The organism is Cryobacterium sp. PH31-AA6 (assembly GCF_030063195.1).
Taxonomy (GTDB): domain Bacteria; phylum Actinomycetota; class Actinomycetes; order Actinomycetales; family Microbacteriaceae; genus Cryobacterium.
Window position 1 is genome coordinate 1 of the sequence record NZ_JASISS010000024.1, and the last position, 14,555, is coordinate 14,555.

At 66.4% G+C, this 14,555-nt stretch carries 18 protein-coding genes; 7 read left to right on the plus strand and 11 right to left on the minus strand.

Features of this window, described 5'->3' with window-relative positions:
* The 4 genes from QMG61_RS13985 to QMG61_RS14000 form a co-directional block, all read right to left on the minus strand.
* Positions 1–241, minus strand: a 241-nt coding sequence (locus QMG61_RS13985) for a hypothetical protein (protein ID WP_283494944.1), incomplete at its 3' end; no start/stop codon positions are given.
* Between the two features lie 42 nt (positions 242–283).
* Entirely contained in the window at positions 284–646 is a 363-nt protein-coding gene (locus tag QMG61_RS13990) for a hypothetical protein (RefSeq protein ID WP_283494945.1), read from the minus strand.
* A gap of 259 nt (positions 647–905) precedes the next feature.
* Positions 906–1,145: a hypothetical protein gene (locus tag QMG61_RS13995; RefSeq protein ID WP_283494946.1), complete on the minus strand. Its 240-nt coding sequence runs from the start codon at positions 1,143–1,145 to the stop codon at positions 906–908.
* Positions 1,146–1,153: 8 nt separating this feature from the next.
* A complete protein-coding gene (locus QMG61_RS14000; RefSeq protein ID WP_502847045.1) occupies positions 1,154–2,767 on the minus strand; it encodes an acyl-CoA carboxylase subunit beta in 1,614 nt (537 codons plus the stop codon).
* Between the two features lie 179 nt (positions 2,768–2,946).
* On the opposite strand from QMG61_RS14000, the gene QMG61_RS14005 reads away from it, so the two are divergent.
* Positions 2,947–3,789 carry a biotin--[acetyl-CoA-carboxylase] ligase gene (locus QMG61_RS14005; RefSeq protein WP_283494948.1) on the plus strand — a complete coding sequence of 281 codons (843 nt, stop codon included), beginning with the start codon at positions 2,947–2,949 and terminating at the stop codon, positions 3,787–3,789.
* A 7-nt stretch (positions 3,790–3,796) separates the two neighbouring features.
* Positions 3,797–4,354: a PH domain-containing protein gene (locus tag QMG61_RS14010; RefSeq protein ID WP_283494949.1), complete on the plus strand. Its 558-nt coding sequence runs from the start codon at positions 3,797–3,799 to the stop codon at positions 4,352–4,354.
* Here the strand turns inward: QMG61_RS14010 and QMG61_RS14015 are convergent.
* Positions 4,313–4,852: a GtrA family protein gene (locus QMG61_RS14015; RefSeq protein WP_283494950.1), complete on the minus strand. Its 540-nt coding sequence runs from the start codon at positions 4,850–4,852 to the stop codon at positions 4,313–4,315. The genes QMG61_RS14010 and QMG61_RS14015 overlap by 42 nt on opposite strands.
* Before the next feature lie 123 nt (positions 4,853–4,975).
* On the opposite strand from QMG61_RS14015, the gene QMG61_RS14020 reads away from it, so the two are divergent.
* The 3 genes from QMG61_RS14020 to QMG61_RS14030 all read left to right on the plus strand — a co-directional run bounded on the left by QMG61_RS14020 (position 4,976) and on the right by QMG61_RS14030 (position 8,024).
* A complete protein-coding gene (locus QMG61_RS14020) occupies positions 4,976–6,112 on the plus strand; it encodes a 5-(carboxyamino)imidazole ribonucleotide synthase (protein ID WP_283494951.1) in 1,137 nt (378 codons plus the stop codon).
* An 86-nt stretch (positions 6,113–6,198) separates the two neighbouring features.
* The gene (gene purE / locus QMG61_RS14025) at positions 6,199–6,666 is read left to right on the plus strand and encodes a 5-(carboxyamino)imidazole ribonucleotide mutase (RefSeq protein WP_283494990.1); all 468 of its coding nucleotides are present in this window, start codon (positions 6,199–6,201) and stop codon (positions 6,664–6,666) included.
* A gap of 50 nt (positions 6,667–6,716) precedes the next feature.
* A complete protein-coding gene (locus QMG61_RS14030; protein WP_283494952.1) occupies positions 6,717–8,024 on the plus strand; it encodes an LCP family protein in 1,308 nt (435 codons plus the stop codon).
* A gap of 187 nt (positions 8,025–8,211) precedes the next feature.
* On the opposite strand, the gene QMG61_RS14035 is transcribed toward QMG61_RS14030, so the two are convergent.
* Genes QMG61_RS14035 through rfbB form a run of 5 tightly spaced genes read right to left on the minus strand, consistent with a single transcriptional unit; the run spans position 8,212 to position 11,917 of the window.
* Positions 8,212–9,357 carry a glycosyltransferase family 4 protein gene (locus QMG61_RS14035; RefSeq protein ID WP_283494953.1) on the minus strand — a complete coding sequence of 382 codons (1,146 nt, stop codon included), beginning with the start codon at positions 9,355–9,357 and terminating at the stop codon, positions 8,212–8,214.
* On the minus strand, positions 9,354–10,205 hold the full coding sequence (gene rfbD, locus QMG61_RS14040; protein WP_283494954.1) for a dTDP-4-dehydrorhamnose reductase: 852 nt from the start codon (positions 10,203–10,205) through the stop codon (positions 9,354–9,356). The genes QMG61_RS14035 and rfbD overlap by 4 nt, the downstream gene beginning before the upstream one ends.
* Positions 10,206–10,227: 22 nt before the next feature.
* Positions 10,228–10,629 (minus strand): type II toxin-antitoxin system VapC family toxin, encoded by a 402-nt coding sequence (locus tag QMG61_RS14045; RefSeq protein WP_283494955.1) that lies wholly within the window; start codon positions 10,627–10,629, stop codon positions 10,228–10,230.
* Positions 10,626–10,877 carry a type II toxin-antitoxin system Phd/YefM family antitoxin gene (locus QMG61_RS14050; protein WP_283494956.1) on the minus strand — a complete coding sequence of 84 codons (252 nt, stop codon included), beginning with the start codon at positions 10,875–10,877 and terminating at the stop codon, positions 10,626–10,628. Before QMG61_RS14050 ends, QMG61_RS14045 begins: the two co-directional genes overlap by 4 nt.
* Positions 10,878–10,930: 53 nt before the next feature.
* On the minus strand, positions 10,931–11,917 hold the full coding sequence (rfbB, locus tag QMG61_RS14055; protein WP_283494957.1) for a dTDP-glucose 4,6-dehydratase: 987 nt from the start codon (positions 11,915–11,917) through the stop codon (positions 10,931–10,933).
* A 74-nt stretch (positions 11,918–11,991) separates the two neighbouring features.
* Here rfbB and QMG61_RS14060 point away from each other — a divergent pair, with 74 nt between their 5' ends.
* Together QMG61_RS14060 and rfbA are read left to right on the plus strand one after the other, a co-directional pair.
* A complete protein-coding gene (locus QMG61_RS14060; RefSeq protein ID WP_283494958.1) occupies positions 11,992–12,600 on the plus strand; it encodes a dTDP-4-dehydrorhamnose 3,5-epimerase family protein in 609 nt (202 codons plus the stop codon).
* Positions 12,601–12,602: 2 nt separating this feature from the next.
* Positions 12,603–13,472 carry a glucose-1-phosphate thymidylyltransferase RfbA gene (gene rfbA / locus QMG61_RS14065; RefSeq protein ID WP_283494959.1) on the plus strand — a complete coding sequence of 290 codons (870 nt, stop codon included), beginning with the start codon at positions 12,603–12,605 and terminating at the stop codon, positions 13,470–13,472.
* A gap of 2 nt (positions 13,473–13,474) precedes the next feature.
* Here the strand turns inward: rfbA and QMG61_RS14070 are convergent, their stop codons facing one another.
* A complete protein-coding gene (locus QMG61_RS14070) occupies positions 13,475–14,347 on the minus strand; it encodes a glycosyltransferase family 2 protein (protein ID WP_283494960.1) in 873 nt (290 codons plus the stop codon).
* Positions 14,348–14,555 lie beyond the last annotated feature (208 nt).

Here is a 14,555-nt window from a genome sequence, read left to right on the forward strand (position 1 = left end):
GGCGGCCGAGGTCTTCGACCGCGCCGAGGACCGCGACCGCATCCGTGTCACTGAGGACACCGAACACGATCGGGTCCAGCGCGGCCGCGACCAGGTCGCGTGCCCGGGCGATCAACTGCGCCGGGCCAGACGTGTCCGGGCCGGACGCTTCAGGGTCGAATGACTTGGGGCCGCCGAACGCGGGCGGGATTGCCGCTCCTGCCGGGGCGGCTGGTGACTGCGGGGCTGAGGCTGCTGCCATGCCCCCAGTGTACCGTAAATCGAACAGGAAAGCGAGAGATACTCAGGTAATATTGGACTGAATATCGTTGCTGTGTTCGAGGTCGTGTCGCCGGGTCTCGACGGGCTCGACCACCGGAGGGGGCGGGGTCTCGACGGGCTCGACCACCGGTCGCGGGGTCTCGACGGGGTCGACCACCGGTGGGGACGGGGTCTCGACGGGCTCGACCACCGGAGGGGGCGGGGTCTCGACGGGCTCGACCACCGGTGGGGACGGGGTCTCGACGGGCTCGACCACCGGTCGCGGGGTCTCGACGGGGTCGACCACCGGTGGGGACGGGGTCTCGACGGGCTCGACCACCGGTGGGGACGGGGTCTCGACGGGCTCGACCACCGGAGGGGGCGGGGTCTCGACGGGCTCGACCACCGGTGGGGACGGGCTCGACCACGGACGCCGGACATGCGAAAGGGGACCAACCGTGAGGCTGGTCCCCTTTCGACTTTCGTGCCAGGGCGACAACCCGAATGTCACCCTGACTCGCCGCCAAAATTCGCCTGCTTACCCTAGTCGACGAATTTTGGTGGTGTAACTCTGGGAGCCACACCTAGCAATATCTATAATCATTGACCCGGTACCAATAAAAAAGTCGGCATTTAGGGGGACCGGGGTGAGCCACGCCGGTCGATCAGGCGGAGAAGCCTCGCCACTGGCCCTGCCCGGCGCGCACAATCGGCCGGATGGACCGCGCGCTGGTCTGCCAGGCGCTCTGGCTGCCTTCCGGGGCCCTGCGGAGGCTGTCGGACTCCTCGCGGAGTAGACCGCTGAGTACGGCCGACACGGCGGCCGCCTCTCGGTGGGTGACGCCCCGGGTGAGGAACACAAGGTCCTCGGCCGGGTCTGGGGTGGGATTAGCCTGGTCGGTCATGATTCCGCCTACAGCGGGATGTTCCCGTGCTTCTTGGGCGGCAGGCTCGCGCGCTTGGTGCGCAACGCGCGGAGGGCCTTCGTGACCGCGACGCGGGTGGTAGCCGGTTCGATGATGCCGTCAAGCTCGCCGCGCTCGGCCGCGAGGAACGGGCTGGCCACGTTGTAGGTGTATTCGTTGGCCAGGCGGGTGCGCACGGCAGCGACATCCTCATCCGCATCCTCGGCCTTCTTGATCTCGGCCCGGTAGAGGATGTTCACGGCGCCCTGCCCGCCCATCACGGCGATCTCCGCGGTGGGCCAGGCGAGGTTGATGTCGGCTCCGAGCTGCTTGGAGCCCATCACGATGTACGCGCCGCCATAGGCCTTCCGGAGGATGACGGTCACGAGTGGGACCGTCGCCTCGGCGTAGGCGTAGAGAAGCTTGGCGCCGCGGCGAATGATGCCGGTCCACTCCTGGTCGGTGCCCGGCAGGAAGCCTGGCACGTCGACGAGCGTCAGGATGGGGATCGAGAACGCGTCGCAGAAGCGCACGAACCGGGCGGCCTTCTCGCCCGCCGGGATGTTGAGGGTGCCGGCCATGGCGCTGGGCTGGTTGGCGACGATGCCGATCGAGCGCCCCTCGACCCGGGCGAAACCGACCACGATGTTGGGAGCGAAGAGCGGCTGTGTTTCGAGGAAGTCGCCGTGGTCGACGATGTGCTCGATCACGGTCTTCACGTCGTAGGGCTGGTTCGGGGAGTCCGGGATGATCGTGTTCAGCTTCTGGTCGGCATCCGTCGTTTCCAGCTCGATGTCGCTGTCGAAGACGGGCAGTTCGGCCAGGTTGTTGTCCGGCAGGAAGCTGAGCAGGGTGCGGGCGTAGTCGAGGGCGTCCGGCTCGTCGCTGGCCAGGTAGTGCGCCACGCCGGAGATCGTGTTGTGGGTGAGCGCTCCGCCGAGCTCCTCCATGCCGACGTCTTCACCGGTGACGGTCTTGATCACGTCGGGGCCGGTGACGAACATCTGGCTGGTCTTGTCGACCATGATCACGAAGTCGGTCAGGGCGGGGGAGTACACGGCGCCTCCGGCCGCCGGGCCGCAGATGATCGAGATCTGCGGGATGACGCCGGACGCGGCCGTGTTGCGGCGGAAGATCTCGCCGTATTTGCCCAGGGCGACGACGCCCTCCTGGATCCGGGCTCCGCCGGAGTCGAGGATGCCGATGATCGGCACCCCGGTCTTGAGAGCGAGGTCCATCACCTTGATGATCTTCTCGCCGGCGACCTCGCCGAGCGACCCACCGAAGATGGTGAAGTCCTGCGAGTAGACGCAGACCTGGCGCCCGTGGATGGTGCCGGTGCCGGTGACGACCGCGTCGCCGTAGGGCCGTTTCTTCTCCATGCCGAAGGCGTGGGTGCGGTGCCGCACGAATTCGTCGAGTTCGACGAACGAGCCCTGGTCCAGGAGCAGGTCGATGCGCTCCCTGGCGGTCATCTTGCCCTTGGCGTGCTGTTTATCGATCGCCGCCTCTCCGCTGGCGGTCACGGCTTCGTGATAGCGCACCTTGAGGTCGGCGAGCTTTCCAGCCGTCGTGTACAGGTCGGGGCCCGCGAGGGGCGAGTTCTCAGTCACGCGGTTCACTCTACCGGCCAACGGTTGCCCCCGACCGTTGACGAATCTCTACAAAGATCGGCCGGATCGCTGGTCGGTTCCGCAGCCGACGCCACCCGCATCCGCTAATTTTGGAGTCGGACACCCGAAAATCGGCCGATTCGGCACGGAATCCGCTCAACGTTCGTAAGCCACCGGAAGAGGTTCGCATGGAGTTTCCGCTCAGCAGGAATGCCGGGGCACGGTTCGAATACCTCATCGAGGCCGGCTCGACCAACGATGTGCTCGTGGCCAACGCCACGGGGGCGGATGCCGCGAGCTGGCCCGACCGGTCGGTGCTCGTCACCGACAACCAGACCCGCGGCCGCGGTCGCCTCGGCCGCACCTGGCTGGCACCCACCGGCAAGTCGCTGGCCATCTCCGTGCTGCTCCGGCCCGTGGTCGACGGGGCGCCGCTTCCCGTCGACCACTTCGGCTGGTTCCCGCTGCTCGCCGGCACCGCGATGACCCGTGCCGTGCGCGAGGTCGTCGACGCGGGCATGAAGCCTGGGGGTGACGATCGGGACGAGGGCAGCCCGGTTCACGAGGTCACCCTGAAGTGGCCCAACGACGTGCTCATCGACGGGTACAAGGTGTCCGGCATCCTGTCCGAGCTGCTTCCCGACGCCACCGGGCTCGTCATCGGCGCCGGCCTGAACGTGTCCCTGGACGAGCACGACCTGCCCACGCTCACATCCACCTCGCTTCTGCTGGTCACCGGGTCGGCCCCGGACGCGGACGCCGTGCTGGCCCGCTACCTGACCGAGCTTCAGTCGCTGACGGCCGCGTTCCTGGCGGCGGGGGGCGATCCGGTGACGAGCGGTCTGCTCGCGGCCGTGCGCGACGTCTGCGGCACGCTGGGCGCCCCGGTGCGGGTGCAACTGCCCGGCGGGAACGATCTGGTCGGCACTGCCGTCGACCTCGACAGGGACGGTCGCCTCATCGTCGAAGACCAGGCAAACGGAGAGCTGCAGGCTGTCGCCGCAGGCGATGTGACCCACCTGAGGTATTAATGGGGGTATGACGAAAGCAACGGGGCACGGCCAGGACGAGGTGCCGGCCTCGGCCGAACGCGTCGTCGCCGGGTTGAGACCGCATGCCAGGGTGCTGTTCTGGCCGACCGTGGTGCTCGTCGGAGTCTTCGGCGCCACCGGCTACTTGTACGGGTCGCTCCCCGAGCTGTGGGAGAACGCCGCCCTGGTCGTGGGAGCGGTCATCATCGTTGTGCTGTTCTGGCTGCTTCCGCTGGCAACCTGGCTGAACCGGCGCTACACGATCACCACGCGGCGGATCATCTTCCGCCGTGGCTTCTTCGTGCGCACCCGTCAGGAGCTGCTGCACAGCCGCGGCTACGACGTGACCGTGCGAAAGACCTGGCTACAGTCGCTCAGCCGGTCGGGCGACGTGCTGATCAACGCCGGACTGGAGCATCCGCTCGTGCTCAGGGACGTTCCGAATGCCGATCTGGTGCAGCAGGTTTTGCACGACCTGATGGAAGCGTCGCAGACCCTGATCGGGTCCAGGCGGCTGGAGCAGTCAGCGGTCGGTGACCAGACGGCCGTGAGGAACGGTCGTTAGGCTGCCGGTGACCGGTGTGACCACCGGGGTGACCACCGGAGTGCGGCGGTGCGGGGCGAAGACCCAGTAGCGGTAGAGCACGAACCGGAAGATCGCGCCGAGCAGCAGTCCGATCACGTTCGACGAGATGTTGTCGGCGACGACGCTGGTGTAGCCGAGGACGTAGTGGCTCAGCCACAGGCAGGCCAGGCCGATGCCCATCCCCACCAGGCTGACGGCGAAGAACTCGATGCCTTCGCGCAGGGTTCTCTCCTGCCGGTTCTTGCCGAAGGTCCAGTACCGGTTACCGATCCAGTTGGCGAAGATCGCCAGGATGGTGGACACGACCTTCGCGTAGATCGGACCGGCGTGCACGAGTTGAGGGTCGAACACCGTGGTGCGGAGCAGATTGAACACGGTCACGTCAACGGCGAAACCGACGAGTCCGACCGCGCCGAACTTGCCGACCTGGACCATGAAGGCCGCCAGTCTGGCTGAATTCGTCGTTTTTGTCGGCATGCGTCGTTCCACTCGATGGGTGAAGATAGGAGGGCAGGAATCGCAGTCTACGGCGCAGCCCAGCCCCGAGCCTGAGAGAACCGGCACGGAAGAATGAACGCTCGCACAGGAATTGGTGAACAGATGAATACGACTGTCGGCGTTATCGGCGGCGGCCAGCTGGCCAGGATGATGATCCCGGCGGCGGTCAATCTCGGCATTGATATCCGGGTGCTGGCCGAAAACGAGGGAATGTCCGCCGCTCTGGCCGCGTACGCCGTCGGCGACTACCGCGACCGAGATGTCGTGGTCGCCTTCGCCGAGACCGTTGATGTGGTCACTTTTGATCACGAACACGTGCCGCAGGAGATCCTCCGCGAACTCGTGGCGCGAGGCGTCAGTGTGCACCCGGGGCCGGACGCCTTGCTCTACGCGCAGGACAAGCTCCTGATGCGGCAGCGCCTGAGCGACCTGGGCCTCCCCGTACCGGACTGGGCCAGGGTGGAGAACTCCGCCGAGTTGGCTGTCTTCCTCGCCGACCATGGTGGGCGCGCGGTCGTGAAGACCGCCCGTGGCGGCTATGACGGCAAGGGCGTGCGGCTCGTCTCGCACGAGCACGACGCCGACGACTGGTTCACCGCACTTGCCGAGGACGGTAACGGCGGCGCGCTGCTCGTGGAGGAGCTCGTCGACTTCAGTCGTGAACTTGCCCAGCAGGTCGCCCGGCGTCCCTCCGGCGAGATCGCGGTTTGGCCCGTCGTCGAGACCGTGCAGCGCGACGGCGTGTGTGCGGAGGTCATCGCGCCGGCGCCGTTGTCCGCCGGCCGACTCGCCGAGCTGGCCGCGGAGATCGGGGTGTTGGTCGCCGAGGGCATCGGTGTGACCGGGATGCTCGCCGTGGAGCTGTTCGAGACCACGGATGGGAGGCTCCTGATCAACGAGCTGGCCATGCGCCCCCACAACAGCGGCCACTGGTCGATCGAGGGATCGATCACCAGCCAATTCGAGCAGCACCTTCGGGCCGTGCTCGACCTGCCCCTCGGCGCGACGACGGCCAGGGACCCGTGGTCGGTGATGGTGAACATCCTCGGAGGACCAGCGGAGGGGTCTCTGGCCGCGCGATATCCGGCCGCGCTGGCGGAGCATCCGTCGGCCAAGGTGCACAACTACGGCAAGGATCCACGGCCGGGCCGGAAGGTCGGCCACGTGACCGTCGGGGGGTCGGATCTGGACGAAGTCGTCTACGAGGCGCGAGCCACTGCGGCGGTTTTTCAGGACTGACCCATAAGATCGACTGCGTGCCAGTGAACTCCGTACCCGAGACCGCTCCGTCGGAAATCGCCGTGACCCCGCTCGTCGGCGTGGTCATGGGTTCCGATTCCGACTGGCCCGTGATGAGCGATGCCGCGCAGTTGCTGCGCGATTTCGGCGTGCCCTGCGAGGTGCAGGTCGTGTCGGCTCACCGCACTCCGGAGAAGATGATTGCCTATGGCAAGAGCGCGCACGAGCGTGGACTTCGGGTGATCATCGCCGGAGCCGGCGGTGCGGCGCACCTGCCCGGCATGCTCGCCGCCGTGACGACCCTCCCCGTTGTGGGTGTTCCTGTTCCCCTCGGACGGCTGGACGGTCTCGATTCCCTCTTGTCGATCGTGCAGATGCCCGCGGGCGTCCCCGTCGCGACCGTGTCGATCGGCGGAGCGCGCAACGCCGGCCTGATCGCGGTGAAGATCCTCGCCACCGCCGACGATTCCCTCCGGGTGAAGCTCGAGGGGTACGCCGAGATGCTCGCCGCGCAGGTTGAGCAGAAGAATTCGGACCTCCAAGCGAAGCTATGACGAGTGTAAGTAGCCCGATCCGGCACCCGAATGTCGGTTCAGAACAGGTCATGACCAAGCGGGCCTGGTGGCTCGTCGTGCTCAATTTCGTGCTGCCCGGCTCGGTGCAGGTGCTGGCCGGAAACCGCCGGCTCGGCCGATTCGGCCTGCGGGCAACGTTCACCCTGGTCTTCCTGGCCATCGTCGCCGGCGGGGTCTACCTGCTCTGGCCCGAGGTGATCCTCACCGCGATGACGAACAGCATCGGGTTGTGGGTGGCCGCCGGCCTGCTCGCTTTCTACGGCGTGGTCTGGTTGATCCTGACCATGGACACGCTGCGTCTCGTGCGCCTGGTCAAGGCCGGTCCGAAGGCGCGGCCGCTGATCGCCGGGTTGACGACCGTGCTCATGGTCGGCGTCGTCGGCACCGCCGGCTACGGCGCATACGTCGCGGCCACGGCCAGCGATTTCCTGTCCTCCGTCTTCGTGGCCGGGCCGACCGAACCCCCGGTCGACGGCCGTTACAACATCATGCTGCTCGGCGGTGACGCCGGCCCGGACCGCGAAGGCCTCCGTCCCGACAGCATCTCGGTGGTCAGCATCGACGCGGAAACCGGGCAGGCCAGCATGATCGGGCTACCCCGCAACCTCGAGGACGTTCCGTTCTCGCCGGGGCCGCTCGCCGACCTCTACCCTGAGGGGTATGGGGCCATCGACGGCTGCGAGGTCGACGCCTGTATGCTCAACTCGATCTACACCGAGGTCGAGCTCAAGAGCCCGGAAATGTACCCGAAGGCGATAGCCGAGGGCAGCGAGCCGGGCATCGAGGGGATGCGGGACGCAGCGCAGGGCGTGACCGGTCTGACCATCCAGTACTACGTCCTGATCGACATGCAGGGCTTCTCCCAGCTGGTTGATGCCCTCGGCGGCGTCGACGTCACGGTGGACCACCGCGTTCCGGTGCACACCGACGACACCTTCACCGAGGTGTTGTTCTGGTTCGAACCGGGCCCGCAGCACATGGACGGCTACCACGCGCTCTGGTATGCCCGTTCCCGCCACGACACGAGCGACTACGACCGGATGGTGCGCCAACGGCAGATCCAGGAGGCGATCCTCGCCCAGGCGAACCCGACGAACGTGCTGACCAAATTCCAGGCGGTGGCGAAGGCCGGGTCGCAGGTGGTGAAAACGGACATTCCCCAGGGCATGCTCGGCTATTTCGTGAACCTCGCCTCGAAGACGAAGGCCCTGCCGATCCAATCGGTCGAGCTCGTGCCCGACAACAACGTCGACCCGGAGAATCCGGACTACGGCGTGATTCGGGACCTGATCTCCACGGCCCTCGCGCCGGCGCCGACGGAGACCCCGGCGCCGTAGCAGCGCCCGGGTCTCGACGAGCTCGACCACCGCCGGTGATCGAGCCTGTCGAGCGGTGATCGAGCCTGTCCGGTGATCGAGCCTGTCGAGATCCGGTACGGCCGGTGATCGAGCCTGTCGAGATCAGAGCCTGTCGAGATCCGGTACGGCCGGTGATCGAGCCTGTCGAGATCAGAGCCTGTCGAGATCAGAGGTCGGCGTGCAACTGCCAGACCCGCTCGGCGGAGTCACGCCAGCTGAAGGCCCGGGACCGGTCGCTTCCGACGATGCCCAGCCGGGTCGCCAGGGCGCGGTCGCCCAGGAGCCTGGTCAGCGCTTCCGCGAGACGCTCCGGGTAGCCGGCGGCATCCTCCCGTTCCACGACGATGCCGGCCTCGCCGCCGGCCTCGACCAGTGCGGGGGCATCGGAGTGGATCACCGGAGTTCCCAGATGGAAGGCCTGGATGATGGGGAGGGCGAAGCCCTCCTCGAGGCTGGGGAAGACGAGCACGGCGGCCCGGTCGATCACGACGGCGAGCTGCTCGTCGGTGAGGCCGATCATCGATCGCACCCGTCCCGGCGGGAGTCCGGCCTCGTCGGCGACCGATGAGAGCTCGAGTTCGCCCCACGAGTCGGGGCCCACGACGATGAGCGGCAGATCGGGGGCGCCGGGCAGACCGAGCGCGGTGATCAGGGCGCTGACGCCCTTGCGCGGTTCCAGCGTTCCCACGGTGACGATGTATTCGTGCGGCAGCGCCAGTGCCGAAGCCACGGTCTCCGCGGCGGATGAGTTCGAGGGCAGTCGGAATCGACTACCGACCGCGCCGCCGATGACCCGGATTCGATCGCCGAGGTCGACGATCTCGGTGAGCTGGTTCGCGACCGCGTGGCTGGGCACCACGACGGCGTCGGCGTGCTTGCGGGCGCGCTTGAGCATGGCCTTGGTCCAGGCCACTGTGGTGGTCGTGAGCGCCTCCGGATGCGTCCAGGCGAGCACGTCGTGCACGGTCACCGCCATCTGGGTGCCGTCGGCGACGATGTCATGTTTGCGGAGGGGGGCGAGAAGCCCCGGCGCGTGGATCATCCCCGAGCCAGAAGACCCGGCGATGCCCAGCTGCCACGCGGCCGCGAGCTCTCGCCGGGGGAGCGTCGTCCTGTGCAGCCCGGCCAGCCCCGGCAGGGCCGCCTCGAGCGCGGCATATTGCTCCGCCGAGGACGCGGAAACGATGCCCTCGACCTCGCAGTCAACCGGAGCGGTCGCAATGAGGGCGCGGGTGAGTTCCTCCGTGTAGCGTCCGATCCCACCGGGAACCGGAGAGCTCATCTGGTCGACGACAACCCGAAGTGTGATCATTTTTCCTCGAAGATCCTCTGAGCCTGTGCGTCGGCGAGGGCCTCCCGCCAATCCCGCATCGGCGCGAGCCCGGCGGACTGCCAGGCGTCGTGCCCCAGCACGGAATAGGAGGGTCGCGGTGCCGGTCGGACGAACTGCGAGCTGTCGGTGGGGGTCACCCTGGCCGGGTCGAGGTTCGCCTGGGCAAATACGGCCTGGGCGAAACCGAACCAGCTGGTGACGCCTGAGTTCGTGCCGTGGTAAATGCCGGCGGGGGCGTTCGCGTCGAGCAGTGCCACGACCTGGGCGGCCAGATCGGCGGTCCAGGTGGGCTGTCCGACCTGATCGTCGACGACGGTGAGGGTGTCCCGCGCTGCCGCGAGCTTCAGCATCGTCTTGGGGAAGTTCGGTCCGTGCTCGCCGTAAAGCCAGGCGGTGCGCACGATGTAGCTGCCGGTCGGGTGCGTGGCGAGCACGAACGCCTCCCCGGCGGCCTTGGTGCGGCCGTAGGCCGAGATCGGGTCGATCGTGGTGTCTTCGCTGTACGGCTCCGTCGCACTCCCGTCGAAGACGTAGTCGGTGGAGATCTGCACCAGCCTGGCGTTCTGCGCGGCCGCCGCCAGCGCCAGGTTATGCGGGCCGACGGCGTTGATGGCGTAGGCGGCATCCTCGTTCGTCTCGGCGTCGTCCACCTTCGTGTACGCGGCCGCGTTGATGATGACGTCGAAGCCGACCGTGGCCGTCATGACGGCGGCCAGGTCGGTGATGTCCAGTTGGGCCCGGTCGAAGGCGGTCACGTCTCGGCCGGCGAGGGCTGCCTGCAGGTCGCGGCCGAGCATCCCGGCCGCGCCGGTGATCAGATACTTCATGTGCTCCTCGAGACGGTAACTGCTAGACGGTGATGATTTCTGGCCCGCCCAAGTCTGCCAGAACAGCGAAGTCCGTGTCCTGGGTGAAGACGGGGAGGGAGTGGGCGAGGGCAATGGCGGCGATCCAGAGGTCATTGACATTGACCTTGCGACCCGACTCACTCACCGCCTGTCGCATGCGGCCCCACTGGGCAGCAGCGGCGGTGTCGGCGGGAAGGGTGACGAGGCCCGACAGAGATTCGATGGTGGCCAGACGCACGGCACGCGTGTGCAACGATGTCGCGGCGTGCACGCCGGCATAGAGCTCACCATGGGTGATGGCGGAGACGAACTGGTGGTCTGGGAGTGCTGCGACATCGAGTTGACGCCCCTGTTCCTGCGCAATGAACACGCTGGTGTCGAGGAGTCCGCGACTGGGGGTCACTGGATGGGGCCGAGATCGTCGGTCGTGTCATCCCAGAGGTCGTGCGGGTGGGCCTCTGCGACCGGTTTCCCGGGTCTCAGCGCCAGGAATTCCTGCTTCGTGAGGAATAGTCGTGTGGGTGGGCGCACCGGAACCAGAGTCGCCGCGGGCACGCCGTTCACCGTGATCGTCACCTCTTCACCGTTTCGGGCGCGCTCGATGATCTCCGCGGTGTGATTCCGAAGATCTCGAACCGGAACAAGACTCATGAAACCAGTGTAGCCGCTTGTAGCGCGCCGTAGGCGTTGAGGCCTGGCCTGGCCTAACTCAATTCCGCACGGGCCTTGAGGGGCTCCCACCAGGCGCGGTTCTCGCGGTACCACTGCACCACGTCGGCGAGGCCCTGTTCGAACGGGACCTGCGGGGTGTAGCCGAGTTCGGCCTGGATCTTGCCGATGTCGACCGAGTAGCGCAGGTCGTGGCCGAGGCGGTCGGCGACGCGGTCGACGTATGACCAGTCCTTGCCGGTCGCGTCGAGCAGGAGCTGGGTGAGCTCAAGGTTGGTCAGTTCGGTGCCGCCGCCGATGTTGTAGATCTCACCGGCGCGGCCGCCGACGAGCACCATGGCGATGGCGCGGGTGTGGTCGTCCACGTGCAGCCAGTCACGAATGTTGTTGCCCTCGCCGTAGAGCGGAACGTGCTTGTCGTCGATCAGGTTCGTGACGAACAGCGGAATGACCTTTTCGGGGAAGTGGTACGGGCCGTAGTTGTTCGAGCAGCGGGTGATCGAGATGTTCAGGCCGTGCGTTCGGTGGTAGCTGCGGGCGAGCAGGTCGCTGCCGGCCTTGGACGCCGAATACGGCGAGTTGGGCTCGAGCGCGCGCTCCTCGTCCCACGAACCCTCGGCGATGGAGCCGTAGACCTCGTCGGTGGAGACGTGCACGAACCGCTTGAGGTCGTGGCGCAGGGCGGCGTCGAGAAGCTGCTGGGTGCCGAGCACATTGGTCTCGACGAAGATCGAGGCGTCCCGCACCGAGCGGTCAACGTGGGACTCCGCCGCGAAGTGCACAACGGCGTCGAGGGTCGGGAACAGCGTGTCGAGCAGGGCGGCGTCGCGGATGTCGCCGTGCACGAACGAATAGCGGGGGCTCTCCGCGATGGGAGCCAGGTTCTCGAGGTTTCCCGAGTAGGTGAGGGCGTCGAGAACGACGACTTCGGCGCCCTCCAGGCCGGGATAGGCGTCTTCGAGGGTGCGTCGAACGAAGTTCGAGCCGATGAAACCGGCTCCGCCGGTGACGAGAATCTTCATGTGGGAGGTTACCGTTCCGTTAGCTGAAAGTGCCCCCGTGATTCTACCGGAAAGCACTTGGTAGACTGCTCCGCGTGAAGATCCGTGAACTTTCCATTCCCGATTCCTACGAAATCACTCCGAAACAGTTTGGGGACGACCGGGGGGTTTTCCTTGAGTGGTACCGTTTCGATCGCCTCGAGGAGGCACTCGGACACGAACTGAACATCGCCCAGGCGAACACCTCGGTGTCAAAGCGTGGTTCGGTGCGCGGCATCCACTTCGCTGACATTCCGCCGAGTCAGGCGAAGTACGTGACGGCGACGCACGGTGCCGTGCTCGACTACGTCATCGACATTCGCGTGGGCTCGCCGACCTTCGGCCAGTGGGACAGCGTGCTGCTCGATGACACCGACCGGCGCGCGATCTACATTGCCGAAGGCCTCGGCCACTGCTTCGTGGCGCTCACAGACAACGCCACGGTGAGCTACCTCGTGACCGCACCCTTCAACCCGGGCCGTGAGCACGGTATCAGCCCGCTCGACGCCGAGATCGGTCTCGTTTTCCCGCCCGAAGCCGGTGAGCTGCTCTTGTCTCCGAAGGACACGGATGCTCCGGGCCTGGCCGAAGCCGCCGCGAGCGGCCTCCTGCCCACCTGGGACGCCGCACGCGCGTTCTACGATTCCCTGAACGAAGGAAAGTAACCATGCGCGGCATCATTCTCGCCGGCGGCTCTGGCACGCGCCTGTGGCCGATCACCAAGGGCATCTCCAAGCAGCTCATGCCCATTTACGACAAGCCGATGATCTACTACCCCCTGTCGACGCTGATGATGGCGGGCATTCGGGAAATCCTGATCATCACGACCCCGGAATACAACGACCAGTTCCGGGCGCTGCTCGGGGACGGCTCCGACCTCGGTATTCGTCTCGAGTACGCCGTGCAGCCGTCGCCCGACGGACTCGCCCAGGCCTTCATCATCGGTGAGGAGTTCATCGGCAGTGAGAGCGTCGCGCTCGTACTCGGCGACAACATCTTCCACGGTGCCGGTCTCGGATCCGCCCTGCGGGGAAACCACGAGCTCGCGGGTGCGCGGATCTTCGCCTACCACGTCAGCAACCCGACGTCCTACGGCGTTGTGGAGTTCGACTCGGACTTCACGGCCGTGTCGATCGAAGAGAAGCCGGCCAGGCCCAAGAGCAACTACGCGGTGCCCGGTCTCTACTTCTACGACAATTCCGTCGTCGCCATTGCCAAGACCATCGAGCCGAGCGCCAGGGGCGAACTCGAGATCAGCACGATCAACGAGCGCTACCTGCAGCAGGGCAACCTGCACGTGCAGGTTCTCGATCGAGGTACGGCCTGGCTCGACACCGGGACCTTCGAGTCGATGATGCAGGCGTCCGAGTATGTGCGCGTGATCGAAGACCGTCAGGGCTTCAAGGTCGGCTGTATCGAGGAGATCGCCTGGCGCGCGGGCTGGATCACCGAGTCACAGCTCGAGGAACTCGCTGAGCCGCTGAAGAAGAGTGGCTACGGCAAGTACCTGGCCGGGCTGGTCACGCCGGAAGACTGAGGCTAACCGAGTCGTCCGGTGCGGGTGTAGAGCCTGGCCCGGGCGGCCAGCCCCAGCTTGAGCGCCCAGCGGATCGGGGCGAGGTAGGGAGCGGAATACTTCTTCTCCAGGTACCGGTAAGCGCTGGCGTGATGAGCCACCACCATCTTCTCCGATTCGACGCTGGTGGAGTGCGCGCCCGTGTGGATGACCGAGGCAGCCGGGGTATAGATGTTCTTCCACCCGGCCTTGTCCAGCCGGTATCCGAGGTCCACGTCTTCGAAGTACATGAAGAAGCCTTCGTCGAAGCCGTTCAGCTCCTCGAATGCGCTGCGGCGCACGAGGAGGCACGCACCGGAAAGCCAGCCGACGGCTCGACGGGTATCGGAACCCTGGCTCTCGGCGCGGTAGGAACGACTCCACGGGTTGCCGGGCCAGACCTGAGCGAAGAGAGCGTGGCCGACTCCGGTTCGGATGGAGGGGAGCTGGCGTCCTGACGGATAGGTCGTGCCGTCCGCATTGAGGACACGTGGCCCGACGGAGCCGACCTGGGGATCGGCCGCGAGCTCTGCCAGGAGCGCGCTGGTGGCGCCGTGGCCGAGCTCGACATCGGGATTCGAGATGAGGATTGCCGTCACGTGTGGGGGCAGTGCCGCGATCGCCGCGTTGATGGCTCCGCCGTAGCCGCGGTTCTCACCGAGTGCCAGGAGCCGTGCCCCGTTTTCACGGGCGATGTTCGTCGTGTCCTCGAGGTCAGCTGAGTGGTTGTCGGCCACGACGACGTCGAGTGCGGCATCCTCACTGGCCCTGACGGACTCGAGGAATTTCGGCAGGTGGGTGCTCGAGTTGTAGGTCACTGTAACGACCACGGTGGACTCGAGAAGAGGGCTAGACATCACGGACAAGCATACTCAGTGCCATTGTCATCGGGGTCGCAGCCTGGGCCGGCCACTCAGCTTTGCGCCGGTACCGCTTGATACACTGGTAGGGATATGCCTACTTCACTGGACACGGTACCGACTTCGACGACCACGAGGATCTTTTGACAGTCTTTAGCAGGAGCCTCAGAATCATTCGAGACCAGGGTCCCCGCGTCTTTGTCGG

Bases quoted from the DNA above. Each gene is read 5' to 3' on its own strand.
- rfbB (WP_283494957.1), bottom strand. From the start codon at position 11,917: ATGAAGATTCTCGTCACCGGCGGAGCCGGTTTCATCGGCTCGAACTTC.
- purE (WP_283494990.1), top strand. From the start codon at position 6,199: ATGGGTTCCGATTCCGACTGGCCCGTGATGAGCGATGCCGCGCAGTTG.
- QMG61_RS14005 (WP_283494948.1), top strand. From the start codon at position 2,947: ATGGAGTTTCCGCTCAGCAGGAATGCCGGGGCACGGTTCGAATACCTC.
- rfbD (WP_283494954.1), bottom strand. From the start codon at position 10,205: ATGAAGTATCTGATCACCGGCGCGGCCGGGATGCTCGGCCGCGACCTG.
- rfbA (WP_283494959.1), top strand. From the start codon at position 12,603: ATGCGCGGCATCATTCTCGCCGGCGGCTCTGGCACGCGCCTGTGGCCG.
- QMG61_RS13995 (WP_283494946.1), bottom strand. From the start codon at position 1,145: ATGACCGACCAGGCTAATCCCACCCCAGACCCGGCCGAGGACCTTGTG.
- QMG61_RS14020 (WP_283494951.1), top strand. From the start codon at position 4,976: ATGAATACGACTGTCGGCGTTATCGGCGGCGGCCAGCTGGCCAGGATG.
- QMG61_RS14035 (WP_283494953.1), bottom strand. From the start codon at position 9,357: ATGATCACACTTCGGGTTGTCGTCGACCAGATGAGCTCTCCGGTTCCC.
- QMG61_RS14010 (WP_283494949.1), top strand. From the start codon at position 3,797: ATGACGAAAGCAACGGGGCACGGCCAGGACGAGGTGCCGGCCTCGGCC.
- QMG61_RS14015 (WP_283494950.1), bottom strand. From the start codon at position 4,852: ATGCCGACAAAAACGACGAATTCAGCCAGACTGGCGGCCTTCATGGTC.
- QMG61_RS14030 (WP_283494952.1), top strand. From the start codon at position 6,717: ATGACCAAGCGGGCCTGGTGGCTCGTCGTGCTCAATTTCGTGCTGCCC.
- QMG61_RS14070 (WP_283494960.1), bottom strand. From the start codon at position 14,347: ATGTCTAGCCCTCTTCTCGAGTCCACCGTGGTCGTTACAGTGACCTAC.
- QMG61_RS14050 (WP_283494956.1), bottom strand. From the start codon at position 10,877: ATGAGTCTTGTTCCGGTTCGAGATCTTCGGAATCACACCGCGGAGATC.